We start from the raw sequence: 25,276 nt of genomic DNA, 5'->3' as shown, positions 1-25,276 counted from the left end.
CGGGTGGTGCCGGTGCGCTTCGTGATGTTCTCGGGCATCGGCGCGCTGGGCGCCGGCGTGCATTTCCTGGTGCTCGGCGTGCTGTTCCGCGGCCTGGCCTGGCCCTTTGTCGGCGCCACCATCCTCGCCACCGCGGCGGCGATGACGTTCAACTTCTTCCTCAACAACGCGCTCACCTATCGCGAGCAGCGGCTGCAGGGCGCGGGGCCGCTGCTGGCCGGCTGGTTCTCCTTCTGCCTGGTGTGCAGCGTGGGTGCGGCGGCGAATGTCGGGGTGGCGGCGTTCCTGCACAATGTCCAGCATGGCGACTGGCGCTTCGCGGCGCTGGCCGGCATCGCCGTCGCCGCCGTGTGGAACTTCGCCCTGTCCTCGCGCTTCGTCTGGGGACGGTACTGAACCGACGGGTCAGCGCCAGCTGCCGATCCACATCCAATGGGTGAAGCCCTGGCTGTCCGCCAGCGGGGCGGCCGAGAGGATCGGATAGAAATAGCCGAAGACCAGCAGCGAGAGCGCGGCGAACCATTCTTCCCAGCCGCGATTCCGGCCCCGGTCGAAATGCTGGAAGGCGATGGGCAGCGCCATGCACAGGAAGATGCTGCTCGGATGATAGTAATAATAGAAGCCGATCGACTTGGGGATCACGACATAGATCGCCAGCGATGCCGTCCATAGCAGCGCCACTGCCAGCGGCCGGATCGCCTTGTCCCGGAACCACGCCCAATAGCAGGCGGCTACCGCGACCAGCCCGCCCCACATGATCAGCGGATTGCCGATCAGCAGCACGCCGCGCTGGGCGCCGCGATCCCATTCGTAGAAATACCAGATCGGCCGCAGCATCAGCGGCCAGCTCCACCAGCTCGACTGATAGGTGTGGTGCGGCAGGATCTGGGTCTGCATCTGCCACATGTGCAGCTGCTGGGCGAACAGGCCGGAGAGCGAGGTCAGCGGATCGGTGGTGTAGAAGAAGGCCGGCGCGAAGGTGACGAAATAGGTGACCACGCTGACCACGCCCATCGCTAGGATCGCCGGGATCGCGGGCAGGCCGGGCCAGTGCGGCTGGTCCCCGCCCGAGAGCGCGGAGAGCAGCGGCCGCTTCGCCAGGCGCGCGTCGCGGGCGCGAATGACGAGGAAGGCCAGGGCGGCAAGCACGATATAGGGCACCCCCGCCCATTTGACTGCGGTGGTGAGCCCGAGCAGCACGCTCCCCGCGATCCAGCGCCGCCAGCTGGCGCCCCTGCCGGGGGCCTTCATCGCCCAGAGGAACGCCACCAGCGCCCAGACCAGGAAGGCGCCCAGGAAGATGTCGAGCATGCCGGTGCGTGCCTGGACATAGACGGTCTGGTTGAGCGTGGTGAGCACCGCGCCGACCAGCGCGGTGCGCATGTTGCCGGCGAGCAGCCAGAGGAATGCGAAGACGCCGAGCACCGTGGCGGTGCCTGCCAGAGTCGAGGCGATGCGCCAGCCGAACGGATTGTCGCCGAACAGCGCCATGCCCGCCGCGATCAGCTCCTTGCCGAGCATCGGATGCTCGACGTTGCGCGGGCCCGACAGGTCGAGCAGCGCCTGGGCGGCGGGCAGATAGTGAACCTCGTCGAACATGATCACGCTCGGCTGGTCGAGATGGACCAGGAACAGCGCCTGCACGGCGATGGCGAGGAGCAGGGCGACGAGCCAGGGGCGGTCCTGCAGGGCCTTGAGGCGATCGAGCATGGCGCGTTGATTAGCCGAGCGTTTGGTGGCCGTCATGCTGAACTTGGTTTCCGGATCCGCGGAGCGACGAAGCAGGACTTGTCGGCGCCCAAGTGACGAGCGGTGTTGACGCCCCGTCCCCTCAGCCGCAAAGCATCTCGCACTATGAAGCGTCGTACCGGCCAAGACCGCAGCGTAACCCGCAACTGGAAACCCGCCACCCAGGCCGTGCGCGGGGGCACCGCGCGTTCCGAATGGGGCGAGACGAGCGAGGCGATGTTCCTCACGTCCGGCTATGCCTATGATTGCGCGGGCGACGCCGCCGCGCGCTTCGCGGGCGAGCAGCAGGGCATGACCTATTCGCGCCTGCAGAACCCGACGGTGGAGATGCTCGAGGAGCGGATCGCCCTGCTCGAAGGCGCCGAGGCCTGCCGCACCATGTCCTCGGGCATGGCGGCGATGACGGCGGCGATCCTGTGCCAGGTCAGTGCGGGCGACCATATCGTCCAGGGCCGCGCCGCCTTCGGTTCCTGCCGCTGGCTGACCGACAGCCTGCTCCCGCGCTTCGGCGTGGAGACGACGGTGATCGACGCGCGCGATCCGCAGCAGTTCGCGGACGCGGTACGCCCGAACACCAAGGTCTTCTTCTTCGAGACGCCGGCCAACCCGACGATGGACGTGGTCGACCTGGAAGCGGTGTGCGGCATTGCCCGGAAGCACGGCATCACCAGCGTGGTCGACAATGCCTTCGCCACGCCCGCGCTGCAGCGCCCGCTCGAATTCGGCGCGGACGTGGTGGCCTATTCGGCGACCAAGATGATGGACGGGCAGGGCCGCGTGCTCGCCGGTGCGGTCGCCGGCTCCGCCGCCTTCATCAACGACGTGCTGCTGCCCTTCACCCGCAACACCGGGCCGACCTTGTCGCCGTTCAACGCCTGGGTGGTGCTCAAGGGGCTGGAGACGCTCGACCTGCGTATCCGCCGGCAGAGCGAGAATGCGCTGAAGGTGGGCAGCTTCCTCGAGCAGCGGGTGCCCCGGATCAACTTCCCGGCGCTGCCGAGCCACCCGCAGCACAATCTGTTCAACCGCCAGATGGAGGCGGCCGGCCCGATCTTCTCGTTCGAGGTCGATGGCGGCCGCACACAGGCGCACGCGCTGCTCGATGCGCTCGAGCTGGTCGACATCTCGAACAATATCGGTGATTCGCGCTCTCTGATGACGCATCCGGCCTCCACCACCCATTCGAGCGTGGCCGAGGAGAAGCGCTTGGAGATGGGCGTGACCGAGGGCATGCTGCGGCTCAATGTCGGGCTGGAGGATTCCGAGGACGTGATCGCCGATCTGGACCAGGCGCTGAGGGCCGCCGGCTTGTGATGGACGCATTGTTCACCGATGCGGCGGAAACGCGCGGGATCACCGTGCGCGTGTCGGTGAGCTATCTGCCCGAGCAGAGCGAGCCCGATCGCGGCCGCTGGTTCTGGGCCTATCACATCCGCATCGAGAATAGCGGGCCGATGACGGTGCAGCTGCTGACGCGGCACTGGATCATCACCGACGGCCGGGGCGCGCGCCACACGGTGGAAGGCGAAGGCGTGGTCGGCGAGCAACCGATGATCGCGCCGGGGGCGAGCTTCGACTATGTCTCGGGCTGCCCGCTGAGCACGCCGATGGGGAACATGCAGGGCAGCTATCACATGATCGGAGAGGACGGCTCGGCGTTCGACGTCGCCATCCCCAAATTCGCACTCACGGCGCCGGCGGTGGCGGAATGAAGCGGACGCATCTCCCCCTCAACGGCCTGCGCGTGCTCGACGCGGCGGCGCGGCATTTGAGCTTCACCCGCGCGGCGGACGAGCTGGCGGTGACGCCGGCGGCGGTCGGCCAGCAGATCCGCGCGCTCGAGGACACGCTGGGCGTCGTCCTGTTCCGCCGTACCACCAAGGGGCTGGAGCTGACGCCGGAGGCCGAGGCGGGGCTGGCGGCGCTGCGGGCGGGCTTCCTCCAGTTCGAGGAAAGCGTGCGCGCGATGCAGGCGGGGCAATCGTCCAAGTCGCTGACCATCGCCGCGCCGCGCGACCTGACCGCGAAATGGCTGATGCCGCGCCTGGCCGAGATCGCGCGCGAGGACAGCGACCTGCGCTTCATGCTCGTCCCCGCGGACGAGGCGATCGACTTCACCGAAGCCAATCTCGATCTCGCGATCCGCTGGGGCGAAGGGCCCGGCGAGCATGAGGGCGAGGCGCTGGAGAGCGACGGGATGGTCACGGTCGAGCGGCCGGGCGGCAGCATCGACGTGCGCATCTCGTGGCCCGGTTGCATGGCCGAGGATGCCGGCTCGCTGGTGCGGGTCGCGGATGCCGGGCTTGCGCTCGACGCGGCGGCCGAGGGGCTGGGCCGCGCCACCGTGCCCGAGCTGCTGGCCCGTAGCGACATCGAATCGGGCCGGGTCGTCGTCGTCGGCGAGCCCAAGAGTTCGAAGCTCGGCTATTGGCTGGTCGCGCCCTTGCCCCAGTGGCGGCAGAAGAAGGTGAAGACGCTGGTCGACGCGCTGGCGGCGTGAGCGCGCTCCGATCGCGGGCCGATGCGCATCGGCCTTCATCGGTGCGGCGAAGCCGGATAAGGAGGCGCAAAACCGCAGGAGCGAACACCCATGCCGCAAAGCCCTTGGAGCCATAGCCGCAGCGCCGGCATTGCCGACGACATCGATTTCGAGATCAAGGGACAGGAGCTTCAGTTCGTCGAGATCGAGCTCGATCCGGGCGAGAGCGCGGTGGCGGAGGCGGGCGCGCTGGTGTGGAAGGACGCCGCGGTGGGGATGACCACCGTGTTCGGCGACGGCAGCGGCGGGCAGGGCGGCGGCTTCATGGGCGCGCTGCTCGGCGCCGGCAAGCGGCTGGTCACCGGCGAGAGCCTGTTCACCACCGTCTTCACCCATAACGGTTCGGGCAAGGCGCGCGTTGCCTTCGCGGCGCCGGTGCCGGGCGCGATCGTGCCGCTGAAGCTCGATTCGGTCGGCGGCACGCTGATCTGCCAGAAGGACGCGTTCCTCTGTGCGGCCAAGGGCGTGTCGATGGGCATCGCGTTTCAGCGGCGGATCATGACCGGCCTGTTCGGCGGCGAGGGCTTCATCATGCAGAAGCTCGACGGCGATGGCTGGGTGTTCGTCCAGTTCGGCGGCATGGTCGTCGAGCGCGAGCTGGCGGCGGACGAGGAGCTCCACGTCGACACTGGCTGCGTCGCCGCCTTCACCCCTTCGGTGGAGTTCGACCTGGTCGGCGCCGGCGGGGTGCGCAGCGCGATCTTCGGCGGCGAGGGCTTGTTCTTCGCGCGGTTGCGCGGCCCGGGCAAGGTCTGGATCCAGTCGCTGCCCTTCTCCCGCCTAGCCGGGCGGATGATGGCGGCGGCGAGCAGCCATGGCGGGCAGAATCGCGGCGAAGGCTCGGTGCTGGGCGGGCTTGGCGACCTGATCGGAGGCAATCGTTGAGCCGGCCGATCCCCGATCTGCGCGATCCCGAGCAGCGCAGCGCCTATCGTCGCGAGCTGATGCAGGTGGCCAAGGGGCCGCGCCGCCTGGGCGTGGCGCTGGCGGTGATCGGGTCGGCGCTGATCTTGATCAACGCCTATTGGACGCCGATTCCGAACCTCGTCACGCTGGCGGCCATCGTCACGGGCTTCGCGTTGATGCTGATGGGGATCGGCATGCGCACCAAATATCACAAGCGGCGGATGCGCGGAGAGATTTAGGATCCGGGGCAACCGGCATCTAGCTGCAGCAGCTCCCCGGCGAAGGGCGGGGCCCAGTATCGGGGCGGCTGTTTGGGCGGTCGAACCTCTCGAACGACGTGGCAACCGGGGCCCGCCCTTCGCCGGGGATCAGCTTCCGCAAATTCGTTGCTTGACGTGCCATCAGCTAAGGCGCGGTCAGCTCCGCCGCCTTGCCGATCAGCGAGGCGAAGCGGCTCTCGTCGACGGCCTTCTGCACATCGTTCCAGCTGCCCGTGACGACGTACCAGTCGCCGTTCCGCGCCTGGAGCAGCAGGGTCATGTTCATCACGCCGGGTTCCGATCCGCCCTTGTAGCCGATCCATTGCCACTTGCCGCGCACATCGGGGCTGACGCCCGGATTGGTGGACAGGATCCTGCGTGCGTCGGTGCCGGCCATGCCCTCGGTGTTCCGCCGCAGCCAGTCCATCACCCGGACCAGATCGTTCGGGGTCTCGAACCATTCGAGCGTGTCGATGCGGTTGGGGATCTTCCGGGTGAAGCTGGTCGCGTCGATCAGGATCGGCGGGATGCCGGCTACTTCCCCTTCAAGCAGCTTGCGGCGCCCGGCCTCGTCCAGCGCCAGATAGCGGTCGCCCAGTCCGGCGACGCCCTTCAGCCGGAAGACGTCGAGCGTACCCAGAAAGGGCCGATTGCGCGCCGGATCGGCGATGCCGAGCACCGGCATCATCGCCTCGACCTTCGCGCGGCCGAGATGCTGGAGCAGGATGTCGGTCGCGCTGTTGTCGCTGATCGAGATCATCTGGGTGGCGAGCTCGCGCAGGGTCACCTGCGTGCCCTTGGGCTTCATGGTGTAGCCGCCACCGGGCAGCATGCCGCCGTCGAGCGTGACGAGATCGTCCCATTTGCGCTCGCCGGCATTGGTGGCGCGGACCAGCTCGGCGAGGATCACCAGCTTGAACGCCGATCCGATCGCATAGGGCTTGTCGGCATTGCGGCCGGCGAGCGGCTGCGGCGCACCGCTGCCCAGCTTCGCGATCGCATAGCCGATATCGCCGGGCAGGGCGGCAAGGGCGCTTTCGACTTGCGGCAGCGTCTTCTCGGCACTCTCGAATCCGCGGACGAGCAGCCCGCCCACCCGGTGCGGCGGCGCCGGGTCGGCCACGAGGAGGACGTTCGCCACCGCTTTCTCATACTGGACGCGGATATTGGCCCGCCACGGCGTCTCCTGCGTCACGCCGAGGATCGCGAGCGGCTTGCCGTTGGCGGCGATCAGCTGCGCGGTGACGCTCTGGAGCATCGCCTGCGGCACTTTCTCCTGGAAGGCGGGCGTGAAATAGCCGGCATAGTCCCCGCCTCCGTTCAGGATCGCGATCAGCTCCCCGAGCCGCAGGGTGAAGGCGGGGTCGGCCCGAACCGGCTGCGGCGGGGCAGTCTGCGCGGAAGCGGGTGCGGCGAGCAGGAAAGCGGCGAGAAGCGGGAGCAGGCGCATCATTGCCTCGGCGGCTGTGGACGCGCTGCTTCTACGCGAGGTAAATCATGATATCAAGATTATTGCTGCACATTTCCCGCCCGGCCATCCCCGCGAAGGCGGGATGACGCGGGAGGGGGCGCGAACCCTTTCAGGCGTCGATCACTTCCTCGTCGAGCCGTGCCGCGTTCTCCTGGATGAAGGCGAAACGATGGGCGGGATTGTTGCCCATGAGGCGATCCACCAGATCCTTCACCCCGGCACGCTCCTCATATTCCTGGGGCAGGGTGATGCGCAGCAGGCCCCGGGTCGCCGGGTCCATGGTGGTTTCCTTGAGCTGGTTCGGGTTCATTTCGCCCAGGCCCTTGAAACGGCTGACCTCCACCTTCTTGCCCTTGAACGCCGTCGTCTCGATCTCGAGCCGGTGCGCGTCGTCGCGCGCATAGAGCGACTTGGAGCCCACCGTCAGGCGATAGAGCGGCGGCTGGGCGAGATAGAGATGCCCCTGGCGGACCAGGTCGGGCATCTCCTGGAAGAAGAAGGTCATCAGCAGCGTGGCGATATGGGCGCCGTCCACGTCCGCGTCGGTCATGATGATGATGCGCTCGTAGCGCAGGTTGCTGGGGTCGCAATCCTTGCGGGTGCCGCAGCCCATGGCGAGGATCAGGTCGGCGATCTCCTGGTTGGCCAGGATCTTCGCCGAGGTGGCGGAGGCGACGTTCAGGATCTTGCCGCGGATCGGCAGGATCGCCTGGGTCTTGCGGTCGCGCGCCTGCTTGGCGGAACCGCCGGCCGAATCGCCTTCGACGATGAACAGTTCGGTGCCCGCCGGATCGTCGGCCGAGCAATCGGTGAGCTTGCCCGGCAGGCGGAGCTTGCGCGCGCTGGTCGCGGTCTTGCGCTTGACCTCGCGTTCCTGCTTGCGGCGCAGGCGGTCGTCCATCCGCTCGAGCACATAGCCGAGCAGCGCCTTGCCGCGGTCCATATTGTCGGCGAGGAAATGGTCGAAATGGTCGCGCACCGCCTTTTCGACCAGGCCGGCTGCCTCGGGCGAGGTCAGCCGGTCCTTGGTCTGCGACTGGAATTGCGGATCGCGGATGAAGACCGACAACATCAGCTCGGAACCGGTCATCACGTCGTCCGCGGTGATGTCCTTGGCCTTCTTGTTGCCGATCAGTTCGCCAAAGGCACGGATGCCCTTGGTCAACGCGGCGCGCAGGCCCGCCTCATGGGTGCCGCCATCGGGCGTCGGGATGGTGTTGCAGTACCAGCTGTACGACCCGTCGGACCATAGCGGCCAGGCGACTGCCCATTCGACGCGGCCGTTATGCTCACCCGGGAAATCCTGGCGCCCGGCGAAGAAATCGGCGGTGGCGCATTCGCGGGCGCCGAGCTGCTCCTTCAAATGGTCGGCCAGGCCGCCGGGGAACTGGAACACGGCTTCGGGCGGCGTCTCGTCGCCGATCAGCTCGGCGTCGCACTTCCAGCGGATCTCGACGCCGGCGAACAGATAGGCCTTGGAACGGACCAGCTTGTAGAGCCGGCCCGGCTTGAACAGCATCTCGCCGAAGATCTCGGTATCGGGTACGAAGCTGACGGAAGTGCCGCGCCGGTTGGGCGTGCCGCCGACATGCTCGAGCGGCCCCAGCGTCTTCCCCTGGCTGAAGCGCTGGCGATAGAGCTGCTTGTCGCGCGCGACCTCCACGGTGGTGTCGATCGACAGCGCGTTGACCACCGAGATGCCGACGCCGTGCAGGCCGCCGCTGGTGGCATAGGCCTTGCCGGAGAATTTGCCGCCCGAGTGAAGCATCGAGAGAATCACCTCGAGCGCCGACTTGTCGGGGAATTTCGGATGCGGATCGATCGGCATGCCGCGGCCATTGTCGACGATGGTGATGCGGTTGCCGGCCTCGAGCGTGACTTCGATGCGGTTGGCATGGCCGGCCACCGCCTCGTCCATCGCATTGTCGAGGATCTCGGCGGCGAGATGGTGCAGCGCGCGTTCGTCGGTGCCGCCGATATACATGCCCGGGCGGCGCCGTACCGGCTCCAGCCCTTCGAGGACTTCGATCGAGGAGGCGTCATAGGTGCCGGAGGGCACGCCCGGCGCGGCAAACAGGTCTTCAGCGGCCATGGAGAACGTATAGGGGGTGCGGGGTGAGGGGCGCAAGGGATGGAGCCGTCCAATTCCTCCTCCGGCTTGCCGGGGAGGAATTTGGGAATCACGCCGCCTTGAGCTGGGCGATGAACTTGTCGGTCGCCGCTTCCAGCGCCACTGCGGCCTCGGAAAGCCCGGTCGCGGCGCTGGAGACCCGGTCGGACAGCGCCTCGGTGTCGCTTGCCACGGTGGCGACGGCGCCGATCCGCTCGGCCATGCGGGTGGCGCCCATGGCCGTGTCGTGGGCAGTCGCTTCGATCATGCCCGCGGCCTGGCGCTGCCCGTCGACTTCGCTGCGGATCGCTTCCGCGGCCGCGGCAACCTCGGCGACGGTGGCGGCGATCTCGTCGAGCGCGCCGTGCGCCAGGGTGGCGCCGCCCTGGACGGTGCCGGCGAGGGTGCGAATCTCCTCGGTGGCGGAGCCGGTCTGGTTGGCGAGTGCCTTCACTTCGTGCGCAACCACCGCGAAGCCGCGGCCGATATCGCCGGCACGCGCCGCTTCGATCGTGGCGTTGAGCGCCAGCAGGTTGGTCCGGGCGGCGATCTCCTGGATCGATTCGGCGAAGCGGGTGATGGTGTTCGCGCGCTCGGCCAGTGCGCGCACCGCATTCTCGCCCGAACGCGAGACGCCGCGCGCCGCGCCGCTCAGATTCGCCTGCTGGTCGACGCTGGTGGCGATCGCCACGATCGAGGCGGTGAGCTGGCGCACGCCGCTGGCGAGCCCGCCCGCGGTGTCCGAAGCCTGGCTGGCGATATGCGCGGTCGCGGCGAGCTCCACGCTCGCCGTATGGGCCAGCGAATTGAGCGCATGGGCCGAGCGATCGAGGTCGCTCGCGGCCCGGGTGACGTCGCGCACGGTCTCGGCGACCGAATCCTGAAAGGCGGTGGCGAGCGCCAGCATCTCGCGGCGGCGCTCGGCGGTCGCGTCGCGCTCGCTCGCCTCGCGGCGCGCGCGCTCGGCGCGCTCGCGCGATTCGGCGGCGCGCATCGCGGTGAGCGCCGCCTCGGCATCGTCGCGTCGTGCGGTGGCATCCGCGGCGAAGCGGTCGCTCTGGGCGCGGGCATCGGCCTGCGCCTCGATCAGGCGGACGAGCTGGGTGGTGAGATAGGCGAGCACCGCGAATTCGAGCAGCACCGCCACGGCATGGAAGACGACGCGTCCGAAGTTGCCGCCGCCCTCGAACACCCAGGCAGGCACCGCGAGCTGGAGGACGATGTGATGGATCGCGATCATCGCGCAGGCGAGCGCGATCGGCCGCCAGTCGTAGAGCAGCGTCAGGCCCGAGAGCGCGACGAAGAAATACATGTGCGAGTCCATCTGCCAGGGATGGCCGGTCAGCGCATAGACGGCGAGCGCGGGCTGGATCGCGGCGAGCGTGCCGACGATCAGCCGCGCGGCGGCATCGTAGCGGCGGCGCAGCGCGACGATCGTCGGGACGATGTTCGCCGCGGCACCCAGCAAAAGAGTCATCCACTCGCGCTGGCTGCCGAGCAGCAGGCCGAGCAGGAAGACCACGCCGACAGTCGCCCAGCTCGCCACGACCAGCGTCCGGACGCCGCGGCGCCGAAGGCGATCGATCTCGTTCATGCGGCCGCGCCTCCGCACAGGGCCGGCGGCGCCGCGAGGATCAGGATTGCCCGGCCCCGGAGCGCCGAGGCGATGGCGGGATGCGTGCCCGTGACGACGAAGCTGCCCGGCAGCGGCCCGTCGCCGAGCAGTTGCGCGCCGCTGTCGATTGCCTGGGCGAGCATGTGGTCCGCCGCACCCGGCAGCATGGGCACGAGCAGCATCCGCCCCTGGCTGGGAGGCCAGAAGGCTGCGCAGGCCACTGCCAGCCCGGCGAGCACGAGCTGCGCGGCCAGGGCGTGACGGGCGAGGATTGATCCGAAACGGTTCATTCCGCGCGTCTAGCGGGAATTAGGTTAGAAACACGTAAACCACAGTATTTGCGCAGATTACGATATTCGTCGCGCGTCTCCGATGGCCCTTGGCCCGGACCGGCGATGCATGCCGATCCAGATCACCGCCTCGGTCGCGATGCCGACGCCGACGTCGAGGACGCGCTGGAGGAGGCCGCCCCGCAGATGCGCCGCCGATCGATCGTGATGCTCCTGCTCCTCCTCGACGATGTCCAGGAGGATGGCGACCGCGGCGGGATCGCTGGATCCGAGCGCCGCGATCTGCGCCGCCATGTGGCGCAGCACGACTCGTTCGATCGCAACCGTGGTGGCGGCGATCGCGTGGCAGCCGAGCAGGCCCGTGATGGTGCCGAGCAGGGTGCCCAGCGCCGCGCACAGGGCATAGCTGGGGCAGCGCGCTTGTCCGCGGCGGGCGAGTTCGGCGGCGAACAGCGCGCGGTGGCGCATCTCGTGCGCGATGAACGCCTCGATCTCGGCCAGCAGGCCCGGCGCGGTCCAGCGGGCGAGCCGTCGCTGCGCCCGATAGACGCATACCGCGCCGTGCTCGCCGGCATGGTCGACGCGCAGCACGCGGTCACCCAGCGTCTCGCCAGGTGCCAGGCGTGCCGCGATCGGCATCGATGATTAGCGGACGCGCGGGCCGCCAAAGGGCAGGGGCGGCGGCGGACGGCGATCGCGGCGGGGCAGCTGCGCCTGATAGGCATGGCCGCAATGCTCGACGCAATAGGGGAAGCCCGGGTTCACCTTGTCGCCGCAGAAATGGAAGTCCGGCTCGCCCGGATGGCCGATCGGCCATTTGCAGATCTTGTCGTTGAGATCGAGCAGGCTGGTCTTGCCCGCGATCGCCTCGGACGGCTTGGCGGGGACAAGCCGGCGCGGCGGGGCCGGCGAGATCGGCGGGGTCTGCTCGCCGGGGTTCTGGCGGACGAAGCCACCCGGGCCGACCGAACGGAGCACCGGTCCGTCGGAAGCGGGCTTGGGCTCGGCCGGAGCGGAGGGCGTGGCGGCCGGCGCGGCGGCGCGCGGAGCCGGCGACTCGGCGGGAGTGGCGGTGGCGGCCGGCGTCGGGCGCGGCGCGGGCGCCGGCTTGGGCTCGGCCGCGGCCTTGGGCTCGTTGGGCTTCACGGGGGACGGACGCGCGGGCAGGCCCAGGCGGTGCGCCTTGCCGATCACGGCATTGCGGCTCACCCCGCCCAGCTCCTCGGCGATCTGGGTCGCGGTCAGCCCGCTGTCCCACATCTTCTTCAGCGTATCGATCCGCTCTTCGGTCCAGCTCAAAACTTCTCTTCCTTCACCTTGCAGGCGGCCCGCGCAGCGGTTACGCGAACGCGCGATGAGCAGCCAGCCTGAATTCGGTCAACAGCTCCCCGAGCCCGGCGTTCCGGTGATCCGCAACGTCAACTGGGGAGGTTTGCGCACCCTCTATATCAAGGAGGTGCGCCGTTTCTTCAAGGTGCAGCTCCAGACGGTATGGGCACCGGCGGTCACGACGCTGCTGTTTCTGGTGATCTTCACCGTCGCGCTGGGCGGCGGCGGGCGGATGGTGACGCTCCAGCACCGCGAGATTCACTTCGCCGAATTCATCGCGCCCGGCCTGATCGTGATGGGCATGCTGCAGAACGCCTTCGCCAATGCCAGCTTCTCGCTTCTGGTCGGCAAGATCCAGGGCACGATCGTCGACTATCTCATGCCCCCGCTCTCGACCACCGAGGTGCTCGCGGCCTTGTGCGGCGGTGCGGTGACGCGCGCCTTCTGCGTGGGCGGCACGGTGTGGCTGGCGATGGCGATCTGGGGCGTGAACCTGTGGCCGCAGCATCTCTGGGCGGTGCTGTGGTTCGGTTTCCTCGGCTCGCTGTTCCTCGCGCTGATGGGCGTGCTGACGTCGATCTGGGCGGAGAAGTTCGATCATGCCGCGGCGGTGACCAATTTCGTCGTCGCGCCGCTCGCCCTGCTCTCGGGCACCTTCTATTCGGTCGAGCGGCTGGCCCCGACCTTCCAGGCGATCAGCCACGCCAACCCGTTCTTCTACATCATCTCGGGCTTCCGCTACGGCTTCCTCGGAGTCGCCGATTCGCCGATCCTGGTCGGCAGCCTGGTGATCCTGGGGCTCGACGTGCTGCTGGGCTTCGCCTGCTACACGCTGCTGCGGCGTGGATGGAAGATCAAGAACTAGGCCGATTCCAGGTCGATAGCGTGGGCGCATGTCCCTCGCCGAAACGATTATTGCCTCTCCGGCTGGAGGCTCGTAAACACCCGCCTCGGGCGGTCCCGACAGGCCGCCCTTTTGCGTTTCTGGAGTCTCGTTTCGAGCTTTTCACGAAGGAGTATGTTCCCATGACCATCACCCCGCTCATGCCCGTCTATCCGCGGTGCGCTGTGCGGCCGGTGCGAGGCGAGGGCGTGTATCTCTATGGCGAGCGCGGCGAGCAGTATCTGGACTTCGCCGCGGGCATCGCGGTCAACGCGCTCGGCCATGGCCATCCCCACCTGACCAAGGTGCTGCAGGACCAGGTCGCCACGCTGATGCACGTGTCGAACCTCTATGGCAGCCCCCAGGGCGAGGCGCTGGCCCAGCGGATCGTCGACAACAGCTTCGCCGACACGGTGTTCTTCACCAATTCGGGCGTCGAGGCGATCGAGTGCGCGATCAAGACCGCCCGCCGCTATCACTATGTCAACGGCAACCCCCAGCGCCACAAGCTGATCACCTTCAAGAACGCCTTTCACGGCCGTTCGATCGGCGCGATCTCGGCGACCGACCAGCCCAAGATGCGCGACGGCTTCGAGCCGCTGCTGCCGGGCTTCGACTATGTGAAGTTCAACGACCTCGAAGGCGCGCTGGCGAAGATCGACGACGAGACGGCGGGCTTCCTGGTCGAGACGGTGCAGGGCGAGGGCGGCATGACCGCGGGCACGCCCGAGTTCATCCAGGGCCTGCGCAAGGCGTGCGACGAGCATGGCCTGCTGCTCATCCTCGACGAGATCCAGTGCGGCTATGGCCGCACCGGCAAGATGTGGGCCTATGAGCATTACGGCATCACCCCGGACATCATGACCGCCGCCAAGGGCATCGGCGGCGGCTTCCCGCTCGGCGCCTGTCTGGCGACCGAGGAAGCGGCCAAGGGCATGGTGATCGGCACGCACGGCTCCACCTATGGCGGCAATCCGCTGGCCATGGCGGCGGGGCAGGCGGTGCTCGACGTGATGCTCGAGCCGGGCTTCCTCGATCACGTCACCAAGATGGGCGAGCGCCTCCGCCAGGCCTTCGAGCAGATGATCCCCAACCATGATCATTTGTTCGAGGAGATCCGCGGCAAGGGGTTGATGCTGGGCATCAAGATGAAGGAGCCGGCGGTGAGCCGCGACTTCGTGGCGCACCTGCGCGACAATCACGGGCTGCTGACCGTCGCGGCGGGCGAGAACGTGTTCCGCGTGCTGCCGCCGCTGGTGATCGACGAGGATCACATCGCCGAATGCATCGAGCGCCTCAGCGAGGGCGCCCGCAGCTTCGCGCCGCCGAGCGGTGACTGAAACCAAGATCCTCCCCGGGACGGGGAGGGGGACCATGCCGAAGGCATGGCGGAGGGGGAGTGCCCCAAGCGATTCGCTGGTGGAGGGGCCCCTCCACCAGCGAATCGCGGCGGTCCCCCTCCCCGTGTCGGGGAGGATTTAAGATGCGCCACTTCCTTGATCTGTCCGACGCCGGCGCCGCCGGCATCCAGGCGATGCTCGACGATGCCATTGCCCGCAAGCAAGCCCGTGCCGGCTGGCCGAAGGGGAAGGTGGACGCCGATGCTCCGCTCTCCGGTCGCGTGCTGGCGATGGTGTTCGAGAAGAACTCCACGCGCACGCGGGTTTCGTTCGACATGGCGATCCGCCAGCTCGGCGGCACGTCGATCGTGATGGACGCGGGCTCGATGCAGCTCGGCCGCGGCGAGAGCATTGCCGATACCGCGCGCATCCTCTCGGGCTATGTCGACGCGATCATGATCCGCACCGACGATCACCAGAAGGTGGTCGACATGGCGCGATATGCCAGCGTGCCGGTGATCAACGGCCTTACCGACGCTTCGCACCCCTGCCAGATCATGGCGGACCTGGAGACGATCCTCGAGGCCGGCTTCGCGCTGCCGGGGCTGAAGGTCGCCTGGCTGGGCGACGGCAACAATGTCCTCGCCTCGATCATGGAGGCCGGCGGGCTGATGGGCTTCGATGTCGTCGCGGCCTGCCCCCAGGGCTATCAGCCGAGCGACGCGGACGTGGCGCGCGGCAAGGGCCGGGCGACAGTGGTCGGCACGCCGCAGGAAGCGGTGGAGGGCGCCGACATCGTCGTCACCGATACCTGGATCTCGATGGGCCAGGCGCATGCCGAGACCAAGCTCGCCGCGATGATGCCCTTCCAGGTGACCGAGGCGCTGATGGGCGTCGCCAAGCCGGGCGCCAGGTTCCTCCACTGCCTGCCGGCGCATCGCGGCGAGGAAGTGGTCGACGAAGTGATCGACGGGCCGCAGTCGCTGATCTGGCAGGAGGCGGAAAATCGCCTCCACGCGCAGAAAGCTGTGCTACGGTGGTGCTTCGGGCAGATCTAGGGGGCGTGCCTTGCCGTCGGTTCGCATCGCAGCGTTGGTTGCCTTGGGCCTCGCGGTGCTGCTCTGGGTGCTTTGGCTCGTGCCTCGTGAAGCCGACTATGCCGATCGGTTGACCTGCCTGGCCGCGCTGTTCGTTGCCGCCGCGAACTCGGCAATGGTTGCCCATCTCGGGCGCATCCGCGGTGCAGAGTTGTCCGGTTCGGCGCTCTGGCTCGTGATGATCGGGGTCGGCATAGCGATCGCGATCGGAAGCTTCGAAGACTGGGCCGGGCTTGTGCTTCCGAGTGACGGCAGCCTCACCGGCGCCCTTGCGGCCATCGCGGTGGCGCGTTGGATCGCCGTGGCACTCTTCCTTGCCGGCTTGTCCGCGCTGGCGGCGGGATGGGTGCTCTGGTTCGCATCGCGGATCGCCGGGCGCGCTCGCGCGGCCTGAGTTGTCTCGGGCCCGCAAGGCCCTACATAGCGGGCAACTTCCGACAAACTGTGCCACAAGCGGCAACCCGGCTTCGGCCGGGCAGCGAGGAATTTCGACGTGACCAACACTGCCCCCACCACCGATCTCGATCGCGTGATCGGCTTCACCATTCCTGGCCGCCACACCCGTGGCCGCGTTGCGCGGCTGGGGCCGGTGCTCGACGAGATCCTGTCGGCCCATGCCTATCCCGAGCAGATCGAGCGGCTGCTGGCCGAGGCGCTGACGCTCACTGCCTTGCTCGGCTCCACGCTCAAGCAGGCCGAAGGGCAGATGACGCTCCAGGCGCAGACGCAGGGCGGCATCGTCAGCCTGCTGGTGTGCGACTACAAGAATGGCGAGCTGCGCGGCTATGTGCAGTTCGATGCCCTGCGCCTGTCGCAGCTCGGCAAGAACCCGTCGCTGTTCGCGCTGTTCCATAAGGGCCATCTGGCGATCACTTTCGACCAGGCGACCACCAAGGAGCGCTACCAGGGCATCGTGCCGCTCGACGCCGGCTCGCTGGCCGAGGCGGCGCAGAGCTATTTCCTCCAGTCGGAGCAGATCCCCAGCCTCGTGCGGCTGGGCGCGCGGCGCGACAGGGAAACCGGCAAGTGGATCGGCGGCGGCCTGTTCCTCCAGCATCTGCCGGAGGGCGAGGCGGGGCGCGAGCGGCTGCATGTGCGGCTCGACCATCCCGAATGGCAGCATGTCGAGGCGCTGGGCTCGACCATGGGCGTCGACGAGCTGGCCGATGCGGCAATCCCGCTCGAATCGCTGATCTGGCGGCTGTTCAACGAAGAGGAAGAGGTGCGCGTTCTCAGCGGTGCGGATCTCGCGCGCGGCTGTCGGTGCGACCCCGGCTACATCACCGGGGTGCTTGCCAAGTTCCCGGAAGAGGAGCGGGCGGCGATGGCGGACGAAGCGGGGGTGATCGCCGTCGATTGCGTCTTTTGCTCGAAAAAATTCCCGGTGAAGCTCGCCGATTTCGTTCCGCCACCGTTGTAATCCGGCGGACTCGCGCCATATCGGCTGCAAAGGGCGCGGGCTCTCGAGCTCGCGACGGGAGGACGTTGCGCATGTTGTTCAAGCGTCTGGTGTGTGCGGCATTTGCCGGCGCATCGCTGTTTATCGTGGGCGATGGGCCGGCTGCGGCCCATCGTTCCTCCACCCAGGCAGTGCTTTCGCAGATCGAGCGCGGCCAATGGCTGCTCAAGGAGCGGCGCGGCGGCGAGCGCAAGGTCTGCTTCGCCGGGCCGAACAGCTTCATCCAGCTCGCCCATGGCACGGCATCCTGCGAGCAGTTCGTGGTCGCCCAGGACCAGCATGCGGCGACGGTGCGCTATACCTGCACCGGGCATGGCCAGGGCCGCACCACGATCACGGTGGAGACGCCGCGGCTGGTGCGGATCGAGACCCAGGGCGTGCTCGACGGCTCGCCGTTCGAGCAGGAATATGAGGCGCGCCGGGCCGGTGCCTGCGGCTGAACGGGATTTAACCCTTATTTCACTGCTGCCGGGCTATATTGCACCTCGCTCCTAGTGAGCACTTTCCTCTCTGGCATGGGTTATCCCAAGAAACTGGGCCGCTTACGGGCGGCCCATTTTGCGCGTGGCGACGCGTTTTGCCTCGCGGCGAAATCCGGAGTAGGGCGCGCCGATGACAGACAGCGTTGCAATTGTACTGGTTTCCGGCGGACTCGATTCGATGATCTCGGCCGCGCTTGCGCGCGAGGCGGGGTATCGGCTGTACGCGCTCTCCTTCGACTATAACCAGCGCCACCAGATCGAACTCGCCGCCGCCCGCCGCATCGCCGCGACGCTGGGCGCGGAACGCCATATCGTGATGCCGATGGACCTGCGCGCATTCGGCGGATCGGCGCTCACCGCCGATATCGACGTGCCCAAGGACGGTGTGGGCGACGATATCCCCGTCACCTATGTGCCGGCGCGCAACACCATCTTCCTCAGCCTCGCGCTCGGCTGGGCCGAGGCTTCGGGCGCGCGCGACATCTATATCGGCGTCAATGCGCTCGATTATTCGGGCTATCCGGATTGCCGCCCGGAGTTCATCGAAGGCTTCGAGAAGCTGGCGGAGCTGGCGACCAAGGCCGGGGTGGAAGGCGCGCCCTTCCGCATCCGCGCGCCGCTCCAGCACATGACCAAGGCGGATATCGCGCGCGAAGGCACGCGGCTCGGGCTCGACATGGGCCTCAGCTGGTCGTGCTACGATCCGGCGCCGGGCGGGCTGCATTGCGGCTTGTGCGACAGCTGCCGGCTACGGGCGAAGGGCTTCGAGGAAGCCGGCATCCCCGACCCGACCCGGTACGCGACCCATCCATAGGGATCCGGGGCCATGACCTATAGCGTTAAGGAAATGTTCCTCACCCTTCAGGGCGAAGGCGTGAATGCCGGCGCGCGGGCGGTGTTCGTGCGCTTCGCCGGGTGCAATCTGTGGACCGGGCGCGAGGCCGACCGGGCCGGCGCGGTCTGCCGGTTCTGCGACACCGATTTCGTCGGCACCGACGGGCTGGGTGGCGGCAAGTTCGCCGATGCCGCTGCGCTGGCCGACGCGGTGGCCGGGCATTGGGGCGAGGGGGCGGAGGCGCGCTTCGCCGTGCTCACCGGCGGCGAGCCGATGCTCCAGGTGGACGATGCGCTGGTCGATGCGCTCCACGGCCGCGGCTTCCGCATCGCGATCGAGAGCAACGGCACCCTGCCGGTGCATCCGGGAATCGACTGGGTGTGCATCAGCCCCAAGGCGGGCAGCGAAGTCGTCCAGCGCGCCGGCGACGAGCTCAAGCTGGTCTGGCCGCAGCCCGGCACCGATGTCGAGATGCTCGAGGGCTGGGATTTCGCCAACTTCCTCATCCAGCCGATGGACAGCGCGGCAGCGCAGGAGAATATCGAGGCCGCGATCGCCTTTGCGATGGACCGGCCGAAATGGCGGCTGACGCTCCAGACGCACAAGATGCTGGGCCTGCGCTAGGAGCGGCCTCGCTCGCCCAGCTGGGAGGGCGCGCGAACGCGGCGCGCCAGGCGGGGGCGGTAGCCGAAAACGGAAAAGGCCGGGCATCGGGCCCGGCCCTTTCAAACGCGCCCCTGGCCCCTCCCTTTCAGGAGGGGGAGGCACCCGAACTCAATCGATCAGCAGCGGGCCGCACTTCTTGACCTGATACTGGCCCTTCTTCCAGCACTTGTCGTTGCCGAAGGGCGGCATCTTCACGCCGTACATGCCGGTGACGATATAGCCCGACGGACGATATTGCTCGCCCCAGGGGCCCAGGCTGGCACGGAGTTCCTTGATCCGGTCCTGTGCCAGGTCACCGAACTTGCCCGGCTTCACGAAGACGGCATCATGGCCGATTGCGGCCGCCGTCTGGCAGAAAGAAAGCTGCCCCTGAACAGTCGAGAAGCCCGAGTAGATGCGGGTGCCGTACTTGTCGAGCTCAAGCTGGCCCTGCTTCTTGTTCTTGTATGCTCGTTCAAAATATTTCTCGAGCACAGCGTAGGAATCACGCAGTTCGATCGCGTGATCCTTGATCAGCGAATTGTAGTTGTCGACCGACAACAGCGTCGGCTCGAACTGGCACTGGAGCGCCGCGACGTTGAGCGCGGCGCGCAGGTTCCAGGCGAGCGCGGCGCGCAGCTCGGCGGCGGTGGCGCCCGGCAGCGCCGGGCCGGTCATGCCCGGCTCGGCGCCGGTGACTCGCCCGCTCTCGAGATTGGCGGGCTTGAGGAAGAATTGCGCCGAAGCCGGCGCGGATCCGAACAGGCCGATCCCCCCGGCCAGCACAAGTGCGATACGCGATGCGAACATGCTGCCTCGAAAACTACCAGTTGACCCCGTGCGCACGGGTTACGGCGTTCCGAGTCCGGGTTGAAGCCCTTTTTTACCATCCGGGCCGTGCCATGCCGGCATTTCATCGCAAATCGGCAAGCGAAAAGGGCCGCCCGGTCGCCCGGACGGCCCTTTCTTCAAACACCCTACCGGGCGCGCGATCAGTGCGCGTTGGTGGTGTTGGTCTCGACGGTGGTGGCGTTCTCGACCACGGCGCCGTTCTCGGTGGCGGCGGCGTCGATGTTGGTCACCATGGTGTCGGTGGTCACGTTCTCGGTCGGAACGACTTCGGTGGTGTTGGTCACGTTGGTCGACTCGTTGCTGGTGCACGCCGAGGCCAGGAGGGCCGCGCCGGCGATCATCGAGCCCGCAACGATCTTCGAAATGACTGCACGCATGTAGAAAGCTCCCTAGATAATGGATTTGGATTACGGTTACGCCGTTTAATACCCAAACCGGAGTGGACATTAGACGGTTCGGGCAAACCCCTCAAGACTCGATTTGACCTGCGCTCAGGTGAGAGCGTCCAAAAATGGCAAAAATGTGGCATGGAGCGCCGAATCGAATTGCCGGGATGTTACCGGCTTGCCGAGCGCGGCCGCGCTGGTGACGGGGAACTCGGCGATGCCGCACGGGACGATTCCGCCGAAATCGCTCAGGTTCGGCGAGAGATTCACTGCGAAGCCATGCATGGTCACCCATTGCCGGATGCGTACGCCGATCGCGCCGATCTTGGCTTCCCGGCCGGTCTGGTCGAGCGTCCATATGCCGATCCGCCCCTCGGCGCGGAACGCCTCGATCCCCAGCTCGCCCAGCGCGGCGATCACCCAGCCTTCCACGGCATGGACATAGCCGCGCACGTCGCGCTTCCGCCGGCGCAGGTCGAGCATCAGATAGCCGATACGCTGGCCGGGCCCATGATAGGTGTAGCGGCCGCCGCGCCCGGTGCGGAACACGGGGAAGCGCGGGTCGATCAGCTCGCCCGCATCGGTGGCGCTGGTGCCGGCGGTGTAGACGCTCGGATGCTCGAGCAGCCAGATGCGTTCGGGCGCGGTGCCGGCGGTCAGCGCCGCGACATGCGCCTCCATCTCGGTCAGCGCGGCGCCATATTCGATCGGCTCCGGCGCGACCCGCCATTCGATATCCTGGTCCATCGGCATGCGAATTGCGCATCCGAAAGCGATTGCGCAAGCATTGGCAACATAATGCGCGCCCGCTAACACCGGTTGGAGGGAGGACATCGGGCGCATGGCGAAGATGGGCACCGTCTGGGATCGGACGGCGGAGTTTCTGAGCGACAATCTGGGCGCGATCCTGCCCGTGGCGCTGCTCGCCTTCTTCGTGCCGGCCTCGATCGAGGGCAGCTTCCAGGCGGCCAAGACCGGGGGGAGCCCCGGGCTGGTGCTGTCGCTCTACCTTGTCCAGCTCGCCTTCGGCATCCTCTCGCTCTGGGGCTCGCTCACCATCTCGGCGATGGCGCTCGACATGGCGAGCGTGCGCGGCGCCGGCGTGATCGGGCGGGACCGGCTGCTGCCGGCGCTCGCGGTCTCGGTGCTGCTGTTCGCGGTGATGTTCGTGCTGGTGCTGCCGATCCCGCTGGCGCTGCAGCTGAACGGCTACGACCTGATGGAGATCGCGCGCGGCGCCAATGTCGGGCTCGGCCCGCAGATCGCCGGCGGCATCGCGCTCTACGGGCTGGTGCTGGTCGCATTGCTCCTGTGGGTCGGCGCGCGGCTGTTCGTCACCAATCCGGTGATCGTGCGCGAGAAGCGGATGTTCTCCGCGCTTCGCCAGTCGTGGAAGCTCACCCGTGGCATGACCTGGCGAATCATCGGCGTGATCCTGCTCTTCGCGCTCGTCTCCTGGGTTTCCATGCTCGCCGCCAACATGGTGTTCGGCAGCATCTTCGCGCTCGTCACCGGCGGCCCGGCGGAGGGGATCACGCTGGCCGGCGTGCTCACTTCGATCGTGGTCGCCGCGGTGCAGACCGGCTTCACCGTGCTGGTGCCCGCCTTCACCGCCAAGCTCTATCTCGCCCTGGCGGCCGATGCCGGGCTGCGCGAAGGCGCGTTCCGGGCATGAGCCTTACCAGCCGCGGCATCCTCGCCGATGCCGTCACCCTGTGGCGCGCCGAGCGCGAACTCCTCGTGGCGCTGGCGGGCATGTTCTTCGTGGTGCCCATGCTGGGCGCGGCGCTGCTCCTCGCGGGGCTCGCGCTGCCGGCCACCGAGGACCCCGAGAAGCTGCGCCAGGCGCTGACGGCCTTTTATACCGCCAATCTGCCGGCGATCCTTGCGATCAACATCGCCATTGAATTCGGCACCTTCGCGATATTCAACCTCTATCTCCAGGGCGGCGGGCGCACGCTCGGCGAAGTGCTGCTGATCACGCTGAAGCGCTTCGCCGCCTTCTTCGTGCTCAACCTGATCGCCGGGCTGCTCTTTTCCTTCGGCCTTTCGCTGTTCGTGATCCCCGGCCTGTTCGTGGTGGCGCGGACCTGGCTGGCGGGGCCCGCCCTGGCCGCCGATCCGGCCGCGGGCGTGCTGGGCGCCTTTCGCGAGGGATGGCGGCGCAGCGCCGGCCTCACGGGCTTCGCGCTGCTGGGCCTGGCATCGATGACGATGTTCCTGGCGTTCGGGCTGGTGATCCTCACCGGCGGGATATTGGGGACCATCGCCGCGCTCATTGGCGGCGCGCAGGCGGTTGCGCCCGTCTCCTATCTCGTCACCGCGCTGCTCGGCGGCGGCGCCTGGGTCGCGCTCGCGCTGATCCGCATCGCCGCCTATCGGCTGGCCGGGGCGCCCAGGCAGGGGATCTGAGGCGCGGCGCCGGGCGCCAGCACGCCCGCCAGCCGCGGATCGGCGAACGTCTCCACCGTGCGCTTGTAGGGCACGAAGCCATGCTTGCGGTAGAAGCCGAGCGCGCCCGGATGGTCGAGCGTGCAGGTGTGCACCCAGACGCGCGTCACGTCCGGCGTCCAGGCGAGCGTCAGCGCCTGCGCCATCAGCCAGCCGCCATGCCCCTTGCCCGCCAGCTCGGGCACCAGCCCGACAAAGCCCAGCTCGCAAGTCGCCTCGGTGCGGAAATCGAGCTCGAGCATGCCGACTTCGATCCCCGCGCGATCGACCACCGCGAAGACATGGATCCCGGGGTCGTGGAGGATCGCGGCCAGGCGCTCCGCGTCCATCACGAGCCGCGAGAACCAGAGCCAGGGCTCGCCGACGCGCCGGAACAGCGCGCGATACCTGGCCGGATCGGGCGTGGGCCAGCGCACCAGCCGCAGCGGCGAATCGGGCAGGGGCCGGGGCCGCGGGCGGGCCAGCATCTCGAGCGCGGTGACGATGGTGGCGACCTGGTCGTCGGCGACGGGAATCAGGCCCATGCTCAGCTCCACGCCGCCATCGGGGGCAGGCTCATCAGGATCGCGTCGATATTGCCGCCGGTCTTCAGCCCGAACAGGGTGCCCCGGTCGTAGATCAGGTTGAACTCGGCATAGCGGCCGCGCCATTCGAGCTGCTGCCGGCGTTCGGCCTCGCCAAAGGGCAGGCCCATCCGCCGCCGCACGATGCGGGGATAGACGTCCAGGAACGTCCGGCCGACATCCTGGGTGAAGGCGAAGTCCGCCTCCCAGTCCTTCTCCAGATGGTCGTAGAAGATCCCGCCCACGCCGCGATGCGCCTTGCGGTGCGGAATATAGAAATATTCGTCCGCCCATTTCTTGAAGCGCGGATAATGTTCGGGATCGTGCGCATCGCAGGCGGCCGCGAGCGCGGCGTGGAATTCGCCGGTATCCTCTGCATAGGGGATGGGCGGGTTCAGGTCCGCCCCGCCGCCGAACCAGCGCCTGGTGGTGGTGAGGAAGCGCGTGTTCATATGCACTGCGGGCACGTGCGGATTGGCCATGTGCGCGACCAGGCTGATGCCGGTGGCGAAGAATTTGGGGTCGTCGCCGGCGCCGTGGATAGACTTGGCGAATTCCCCCTCGAACGTGCCGCCGACGGTGGAGACGTTGACGCCCACCTTCTCGAACACCTTGCCCTTCATCACGCCGCGCACGCCGCCGCCGCCGGGCTCGCCCGAGGGATCGGTGCGATCCCAGGGGATATATTCGAAGCGCGCGTCCGATCCGGCTTCCGCCTCGATCGCCTCGAATGCGGTGCAGATCGATGTGCGCAGGCTCTCGAACCAGGTGCGGGCGCGCTGCTGCTGTTCGTCGAGTCGGTTCATTCGGGATAGCCCTGGGTCTGGCGGAGCGCCTCGGAGAGTGCGATGCCCGCCGATACGGCGAGGTTCAGCGAGCGCAACCCCGCCCGGATCGGAATGCGCACGGCAAGATCGGCGCGGGCGTGGACGTGATCGGGGGCGCCGCGGCTTTCCGATCCGAACAGCAAGGTGTCGCCCGGCTGGAAGCGGGCGATGTCCAGCCGCTCGGCGCCGCGGGTGGTGAACAGCACCAGCCGGCCGGTCAGCCCTGCGGCGAAGGCATCGAAATCGACATGGCGGATCACATCGGCCTGGCCGCCATAGTCCATCGCGGCGCGGCGCAGCGCCGCATCGTTCCAGGCGAATCCCATCGGTTCGATCAAATCCACGGGCGCGCCGAAACAGGCGCCGAGGCGCAGCACGGCACCCACATTGCCGGCGATATCGGGCTCGAACAGGGCTAGTCGCATGGTGCCGCTCCTAGCGTCCCCGCGCCCGGCGCAGCAAGTCGTTCAAAATCCCTGTTGCCGAAGCGCTTGGGCGCCGTCTATCAGGCCAGCTGGCTTAGCCGGGAGACACCGGTGGGCCGCGAGGGGGGCCTTAGCGCCCGTGTCTGCGTCACGTCCTACCCGCGCGTCCGCCGCGGCAAGTTCGAAGTGCAAGGGGTAAACATGGCAATTGAAGGCGATCTCGCCGGTCTCGAAAATCCCCGCCGCCGCGATTATCTGCAATATGCCGCCGTTTCGGTGGCGGCTGTGGGTGCGGGCGTCGTGGTGCTGCCGCTCGTCAATTCGATGAACCCGTCGGCCGATGTGCTCGCACAGTCCACCACCGAGGTGGACGTGTCGAAGATCGAACCGGGCCAGGCGATCAAGACGAGCTTCCGCAAGCAGCCGCTGTTCGTGCGCAACCTGACGCCGAAGGAGATCGCCGAGGCGGACGCGGTGCCGCTCTCCAGCCTGCGCGATCCGCAGACGCTCGAGCAGCGCACGGCGAAGGGCCATACCAACTGGCTGATCACGCTGGGCGTCTGCACCCATCTCGGCTGCGTGCCGCTGGGCGCGGGCGAGGGCGAGAATCGCGGGCCGTTCGGCGGCTATTTCTGCCCCTGCCACGGCTCGGCCTATGATACCGCCGGCCGCATCCGCCAGGGGCCGGCGCCGAAGAACCTCGAGGTTCCGAAATATAATTTCACGTCCGACTCTGTCGTCGTGGTTGGGTGAGGATAGAGC

At 67.9% G+C, this 25,276-nt stretch carries 30 protein-coding genes; 17 read left to right on the top strand and 13 right to left on the bottom strand.

The features are described from left to right. A partial coding sequence (locus FHR20_RS19015) for a GtrA family protein (RefSeq protein WP_167301169.1) occupies positions 1 to 396 on the top strand: 396 nt, incomplete at its 5' end. A gap of 9 nt (positions 397 to 405) precedes the next feature. Here the strand turns inward: FHR20_RS19015 and FHR20_RS19010 are convergent. Beyond that, the gene (locus FHR20_RS19010) at positions 406 to 1,746 is read right to left on the bottom strand and encodes a glycosyltransferase family 39 protein (protein WP_243857633.1); all 1,341 of its coding nucleotides are present in this window, start codon (positions 1,744 to 1,746) and stop codon (positions 406 to 408) included. Between the two features lie 108 nt (positions 1,747 to 1,854). Here FHR20_RS19010 and FHR20_RS19005 point away from each other — a divergent pair, with 108 nt between their 5' ends. The 5 genes from FHR20_RS19005 (at position 1,855) to FHR20_RS18985 (ending at position 5,433) form a co-directional block, all read left to right on the top strand. Beyond that, positions 1,855 to 3,063, top strand: a complete 1,209-nt coding sequence (locus FHR20_RS19005) for a trans-sulfuration enzyme family protein (protein ID WP_167301168.1) — start codon at positions 1,855 to 1,857, stop codon at positions 3,061 to 3,063. Next, complete coding sequence (gene apaG, locus FHR20_RS19000) at positions 3,063 to 3,461, top strand: Co2+/Mg2+ efflux protein ApaG (RefSeq protein ID WP_086130998.1); 399 nt, start codon at positions 3,063 to 3,065, stop codon at positions 3,459 to 3,461. The genes FHR20_RS19005 and apaG overlap by 1 nt, the downstream gene beginning before the upstream one ends. Beyond that, on the top strand, positions 3,458 to 4,249 hold the full coding sequence (locus FHR20_RS18995) for a LysR family transcriptional regulator (protein ID WP_167301167.1): 792 nt from the start codon (positions 3,458 to 3,460) through the stop codon (positions 4,247 to 4,249). Before apaG ends, FHR20_RS18995 begins: the two co-directional genes overlap by 4 nt. 90 nt (positions 4,250 to 4,339) lie before the next feature. Then, positions 4,340 to 5,173, top strand: coding sequence for a TIGR00266 family protein (locus tag FHR20_RS18990; protein ID WP_167301166.1), 834 nt, complete (start codon positions 4,340 to 4,342; stop codon positions 5,171 to 5,173). After that, complete coding sequence (locus FHR20_RS18985; protein WP_167301165.1) at positions 5,170 to 5,433, top strand: hypothetical protein; 264 nt, start codon at positions 5,170 to 5,172, stop codon at positions 5,431 to 5,433. The genes FHR20_RS18990 and FHR20_RS18985 overlap by 4 nt, the downstream gene beginning before the upstream one ends. Before the next feature lie 166 nt (positions 5,434 to 5,599). On the opposite strand, the gene FHR20_RS18980 is transcribed toward FHR20_RS18985, so the two are convergent. The 6 genes from FHR20_RS18980 to FHR20_RS18955 form a co-directional block, all read right to left on the bottom strand. Further along, positions 5,600 to 6,907, bottom strand: a complete 1,308-nt coding sequence (locus tag FHR20_RS18980; RefSeq protein ID WP_167301164.1) for a serine hydrolase — start codon at positions 6,905 to 6,907, stop codon at positions 5,600 to 5,602. Positions 6,908 to 7,034: 127 nt separating this feature from the next. Next, positions 7,035 to 9,017 (bottom strand): DNA topoisomerase IV subunit B, encoded by a 1,983-nt coding sequence (gene parE / locus FHR20_RS18975; protein WP_167301163.1) that lies wholly within the window; start codon positions 9,015 to 9,017, stop codon positions 7,035 to 7,037. Between the two features lie 88 nt (positions 9,018 to 9,105). Beyond that, positions 9,106 to 10,629, bottom strand: coding sequence for a methyl-accepting chemotaxis protein (locus FHR20_RS18970; protein WP_167301162.1), 1,524 nt, complete (start codon positions 10,627 to 10,629; stop codon positions 9,106 to 9,108). Continuing rightward, complete coding sequence (locus FHR20_RS18965; protein ID WP_167301161.1) at positions 10,626 to 10,940, bottom strand: hypothetical protein; 315 nt, start codon at positions 10,938 to 10,940, stop codon at positions 10,626 to 10,628. Before FHR20_RS18965 ends, FHR20_RS18970 begins: the two co-directional genes overlap by 4 nt. Positions 10,941 to 10,997: 57 nt before the next feature. Next, positions 10,998 to 11,579: a demethoxyubiquinone hydroxylase family protein gene (locus tag FHR20_RS18960; protein WP_167301160.1), complete on the bottom strand. Its 582-nt coding sequence runs from the start codon at positions 11,577 to 11,579 to the stop codon at positions 10,998 to 11,000. Between the two features lie 6 nt (positions 11,580 to 11,585). Beyond that, the gene (locus FHR20_RS18955; RefSeq protein WP_167301159.1) at positions 11,586 to 12,239 is read right to left on the bottom strand and encodes a GcrA family cell cycle regulator; all 654 of its coding nucleotides are present in this window, start codon (positions 12,237 to 12,239) and stop codon (positions 11,586 to 11,588) included. A gap of 55 nt (positions 12,240 to 12,294) precedes the next feature. Here FHR20_RS18955 and FHR20_RS18950 point away from each other — a divergent pair, with 55 nt between their 5' ends. The 8 genes from FHR20_RS18950 to queE all read left to right on the top strand — a co-directional run bounded on the left by FHR20_RS18950 (position 12,295) and on the right by queE (position 18,989). Continuing rightward, positions 12,295 to 13,134, top strand: coding sequence for an ABC transporter permease (locus tag FHR20_RS18950; protein ID WP_167301158.1), 840 nt, complete (start codon positions 12,295 to 12,297; stop codon positions 13,132 to 13,134). Between the two features lie 161 nt (positions 13,135 to 13,295). Then, complete coding sequence (locus FHR20_RS18945) at positions 13,296 to 14,492, top strand: aspartate aminotransferase family protein (RefSeq protein WP_167301157.1); 1,197 nt, start codon at positions 13,296 to 13,298, stop codon at positions 14,490 to 14,492. A gap of 143 nt (positions 14,493 to 14,635) precedes the next feature. Further along, a complete protein-coding gene (gene argF, locus FHR20_RS18940) occupies positions 14,636 to 15,550 on the top strand; it encodes an ornithine carbamoyltransferase (RefSeq protein ID WP_167301156.1) in 915 nt (304 codons plus the stop codon). Positions 15,551 to 15,560: 10 nt separating this feature from the next. Then, the gene (locus FHR20_RS18935) at positions 15,561 to 15,983 is read left to right on the top strand and encodes a hypothetical protein (RefSeq protein WP_167301155.1); all 423 of its coding nucleotides are present in this window, start codon (positions 15,561 to 15,563) and stop codon (positions 15,981 to 15,983) included. A 99-nt stretch (positions 15,984 to 16,082) separates the two neighbouring features. Continuing rightward, entirely contained in the window at positions 16,083 to 17,009 is a 927-nt protein-coding gene (locus FHR20_RS18930) for an Hsp33 family molecular chaperone HslO (RefSeq protein WP_167301154.1), read from the top strand. Between the two features lie 71 nt (positions 17,010 to 17,080). After that, complete coding sequence (locus FHR20_RS18925; protein ID WP_167301153.1) at positions 17,081 to 17,488, top strand: hypothetical protein; 408 nt, start codon at positions 17,081 to 17,083, stop codon at positions 17,486 to 17,488. A 172-nt stretch (positions 17,489 to 17,660) separates the two neighbouring features. Next, positions 17,661 to 18,344, top strand: coding sequence for a 7-cyano-7-deazaguanine synthase QueC (gene queC, locus FHR20_RS18920; RefSeq protein WP_167301152.1), 684 nt, complete (start codon positions 17,661 to 17,663; stop codon positions 18,342 to 18,344). A 12-nt stretch (positions 18,345 to 18,356) separates the two neighbouring features. Further along, positions 18,357 to 18,989 carry a 7-carboxy-7-deazaguanine synthase gene (gene queE, locus FHR20_RS18915; protein ID WP_167301151.1) on the top strand — a complete coding sequence of 211 codons (633 nt, stop codon included), beginning with the start codon at positions 18,357 to 18,359 and terminating at the stop codon, positions 18,987 to 18,989. A 150-nt stretch (positions 18,990 to 19,139) separates the two neighbouring features. Here the strand turns inward: queE and FHR20_RS18910 are convergent, their stop codons facing one another. The 3 genes from FHR20_RS18910 to lipB all read right to left on the bottom strand — a co-directional run bounded on the left by FHR20_RS18910 (position 19,140) and on the right by lipB (position 20,995). After that, positions 19,140 to 19,820, bottom strand: coding sequence for a hypothetical protein (locus FHR20_RS18910; RefSeq protein ID WP_167301150.1), 681 nt, complete (start codon positions 19,818 to 19,820; stop codon positions 19,140 to 19,142). Between the two features lie 182 nt (positions 19,821 to 20,002). Further along, positions 20,003 to 20,239 (bottom strand): hypothetical protein, encoded by a 237-nt coding sequence (locus FHR20_RS18905; RefSeq protein ID WP_167301149.1) that lies wholly within the window; start codon positions 20,237 to 20,239, stop codon positions 20,003 to 20,005. 114 nt (positions 20,240 to 20,353) lie between these two features. Further along, a complete protein-coding gene (lipB, locus tag FHR20_RS18900) occupies positions 20,354 to 20,995 on the bottom strand; it encodes a lipoyl(octanoyl) transferase LipB (protein WP_167301203.1) in 642 nt (213 codons plus the stop codon). Between the two features lie 94 nt (positions 20,996 to 21,089). Here lipB and FHR20_RS18895 point away from each other — a divergent pair, with 94 nt between their 5' ends. Beyond that, entirely contained in the window at positions 21,090 to 21,923 is an 834-nt protein-coding gene (locus FHR20_RS18895) for a DUF7847 domain-containing protein (protein ID WP_167301148.1), read from the top strand. Then, positions 21,920 to 22,660: a hypothetical protein gene (locus FHR20_RS18890; RefSeq protein WP_167301147.1), complete on the top strand. Its 741-nt coding sequence runs from the start codon at positions 21,920 to 21,922 to the stop codon at positions 22,658 to 22,660. Before FHR20_RS18895 ends, FHR20_RS18890 begins: the two co-directional genes overlap by 4 nt. Here the strand turns inward: FHR20_RS18890 and FHR20_RS18885 are convergent. Genes FHR20_RS18885 through FHR20_RS18875 form a run of 3 tightly spaced genes read right to left on the bottom strand, consistent with a single transcriptional unit; the run spans position 22,624 to position 24,514 of the window. After that, entirely contained in the window at positions 22,624 to 23,223 is a 600-nt protein-coding gene (locus FHR20_RS18885; protein WP_167301146.1) for a GNAT family N-acetyltransferase, read from the bottom strand. The two genes, FHR20_RS18890 and FHR20_RS18885, sit on opposite strands and share 37 nt — an antisense overlap. 2 nt (positions 23,224 to 23,225) lie before the next feature. After that, positions 23,226 to 24,068: an oxygen-dependent coproporphyrinogen oxidase gene (gene hemF, locus FHR20_RS18880; RefSeq protein ID WP_167301145.1), complete on the bottom strand. Its 843-nt coding sequence runs from the start codon at positions 24,066 to 24,068 to the stop codon at positions 23,226 to 23,228. Beyond that, positions 24,065 to 24,514, bottom strand: coding sequence for a tRNA (cytidine(34)-2'-O)-methyltransferase (locus tag FHR20_RS18875; RefSeq protein WP_167301144.1), 450 nt, complete (start codon positions 24,512 to 24,514; stop codon positions 24,065 to 24,067). The genes hemF and FHR20_RS18875 overlap by 4 nt, the downstream gene beginning before the upstream one ends. Positions 24,515 to 24,715: 201 nt before the next feature. On the opposite strand from FHR20_RS18875, the gene petA reads away from it, so the two are divergent. Continuing rightward, the gene (gene petA, locus FHR20_RS18870; RefSeq protein WP_086131025.1) at positions 24,716 to 25,267 is read left to right on the top strand and encodes a ubiquinol-cytochrome c reductase iron-sulfur subunit; all 552 of its coding nucleotides are present in this window, start codon (positions 24,716 to 24,718) and stop codon (positions 25,265 to 25,267) included. Positions 25,268 to 25,276: the final 9 nt, after the last annotated feature.

The organism is Sphingomonas leidyi (assembly GCF_011761945.1).
Classification (GTDB): Bacteria; Pseudomonadota; Alphaproteobacteria; order Sphingomonadales; family Sphingomonadaceae; genus Sphingomonas; species Sphingomonas leidyi.
The sequence above is the reverse complement of the archived record's forward strand: the minus strand, read 5'-3'. Positions and strand labels throughout refer to the sequence as shown.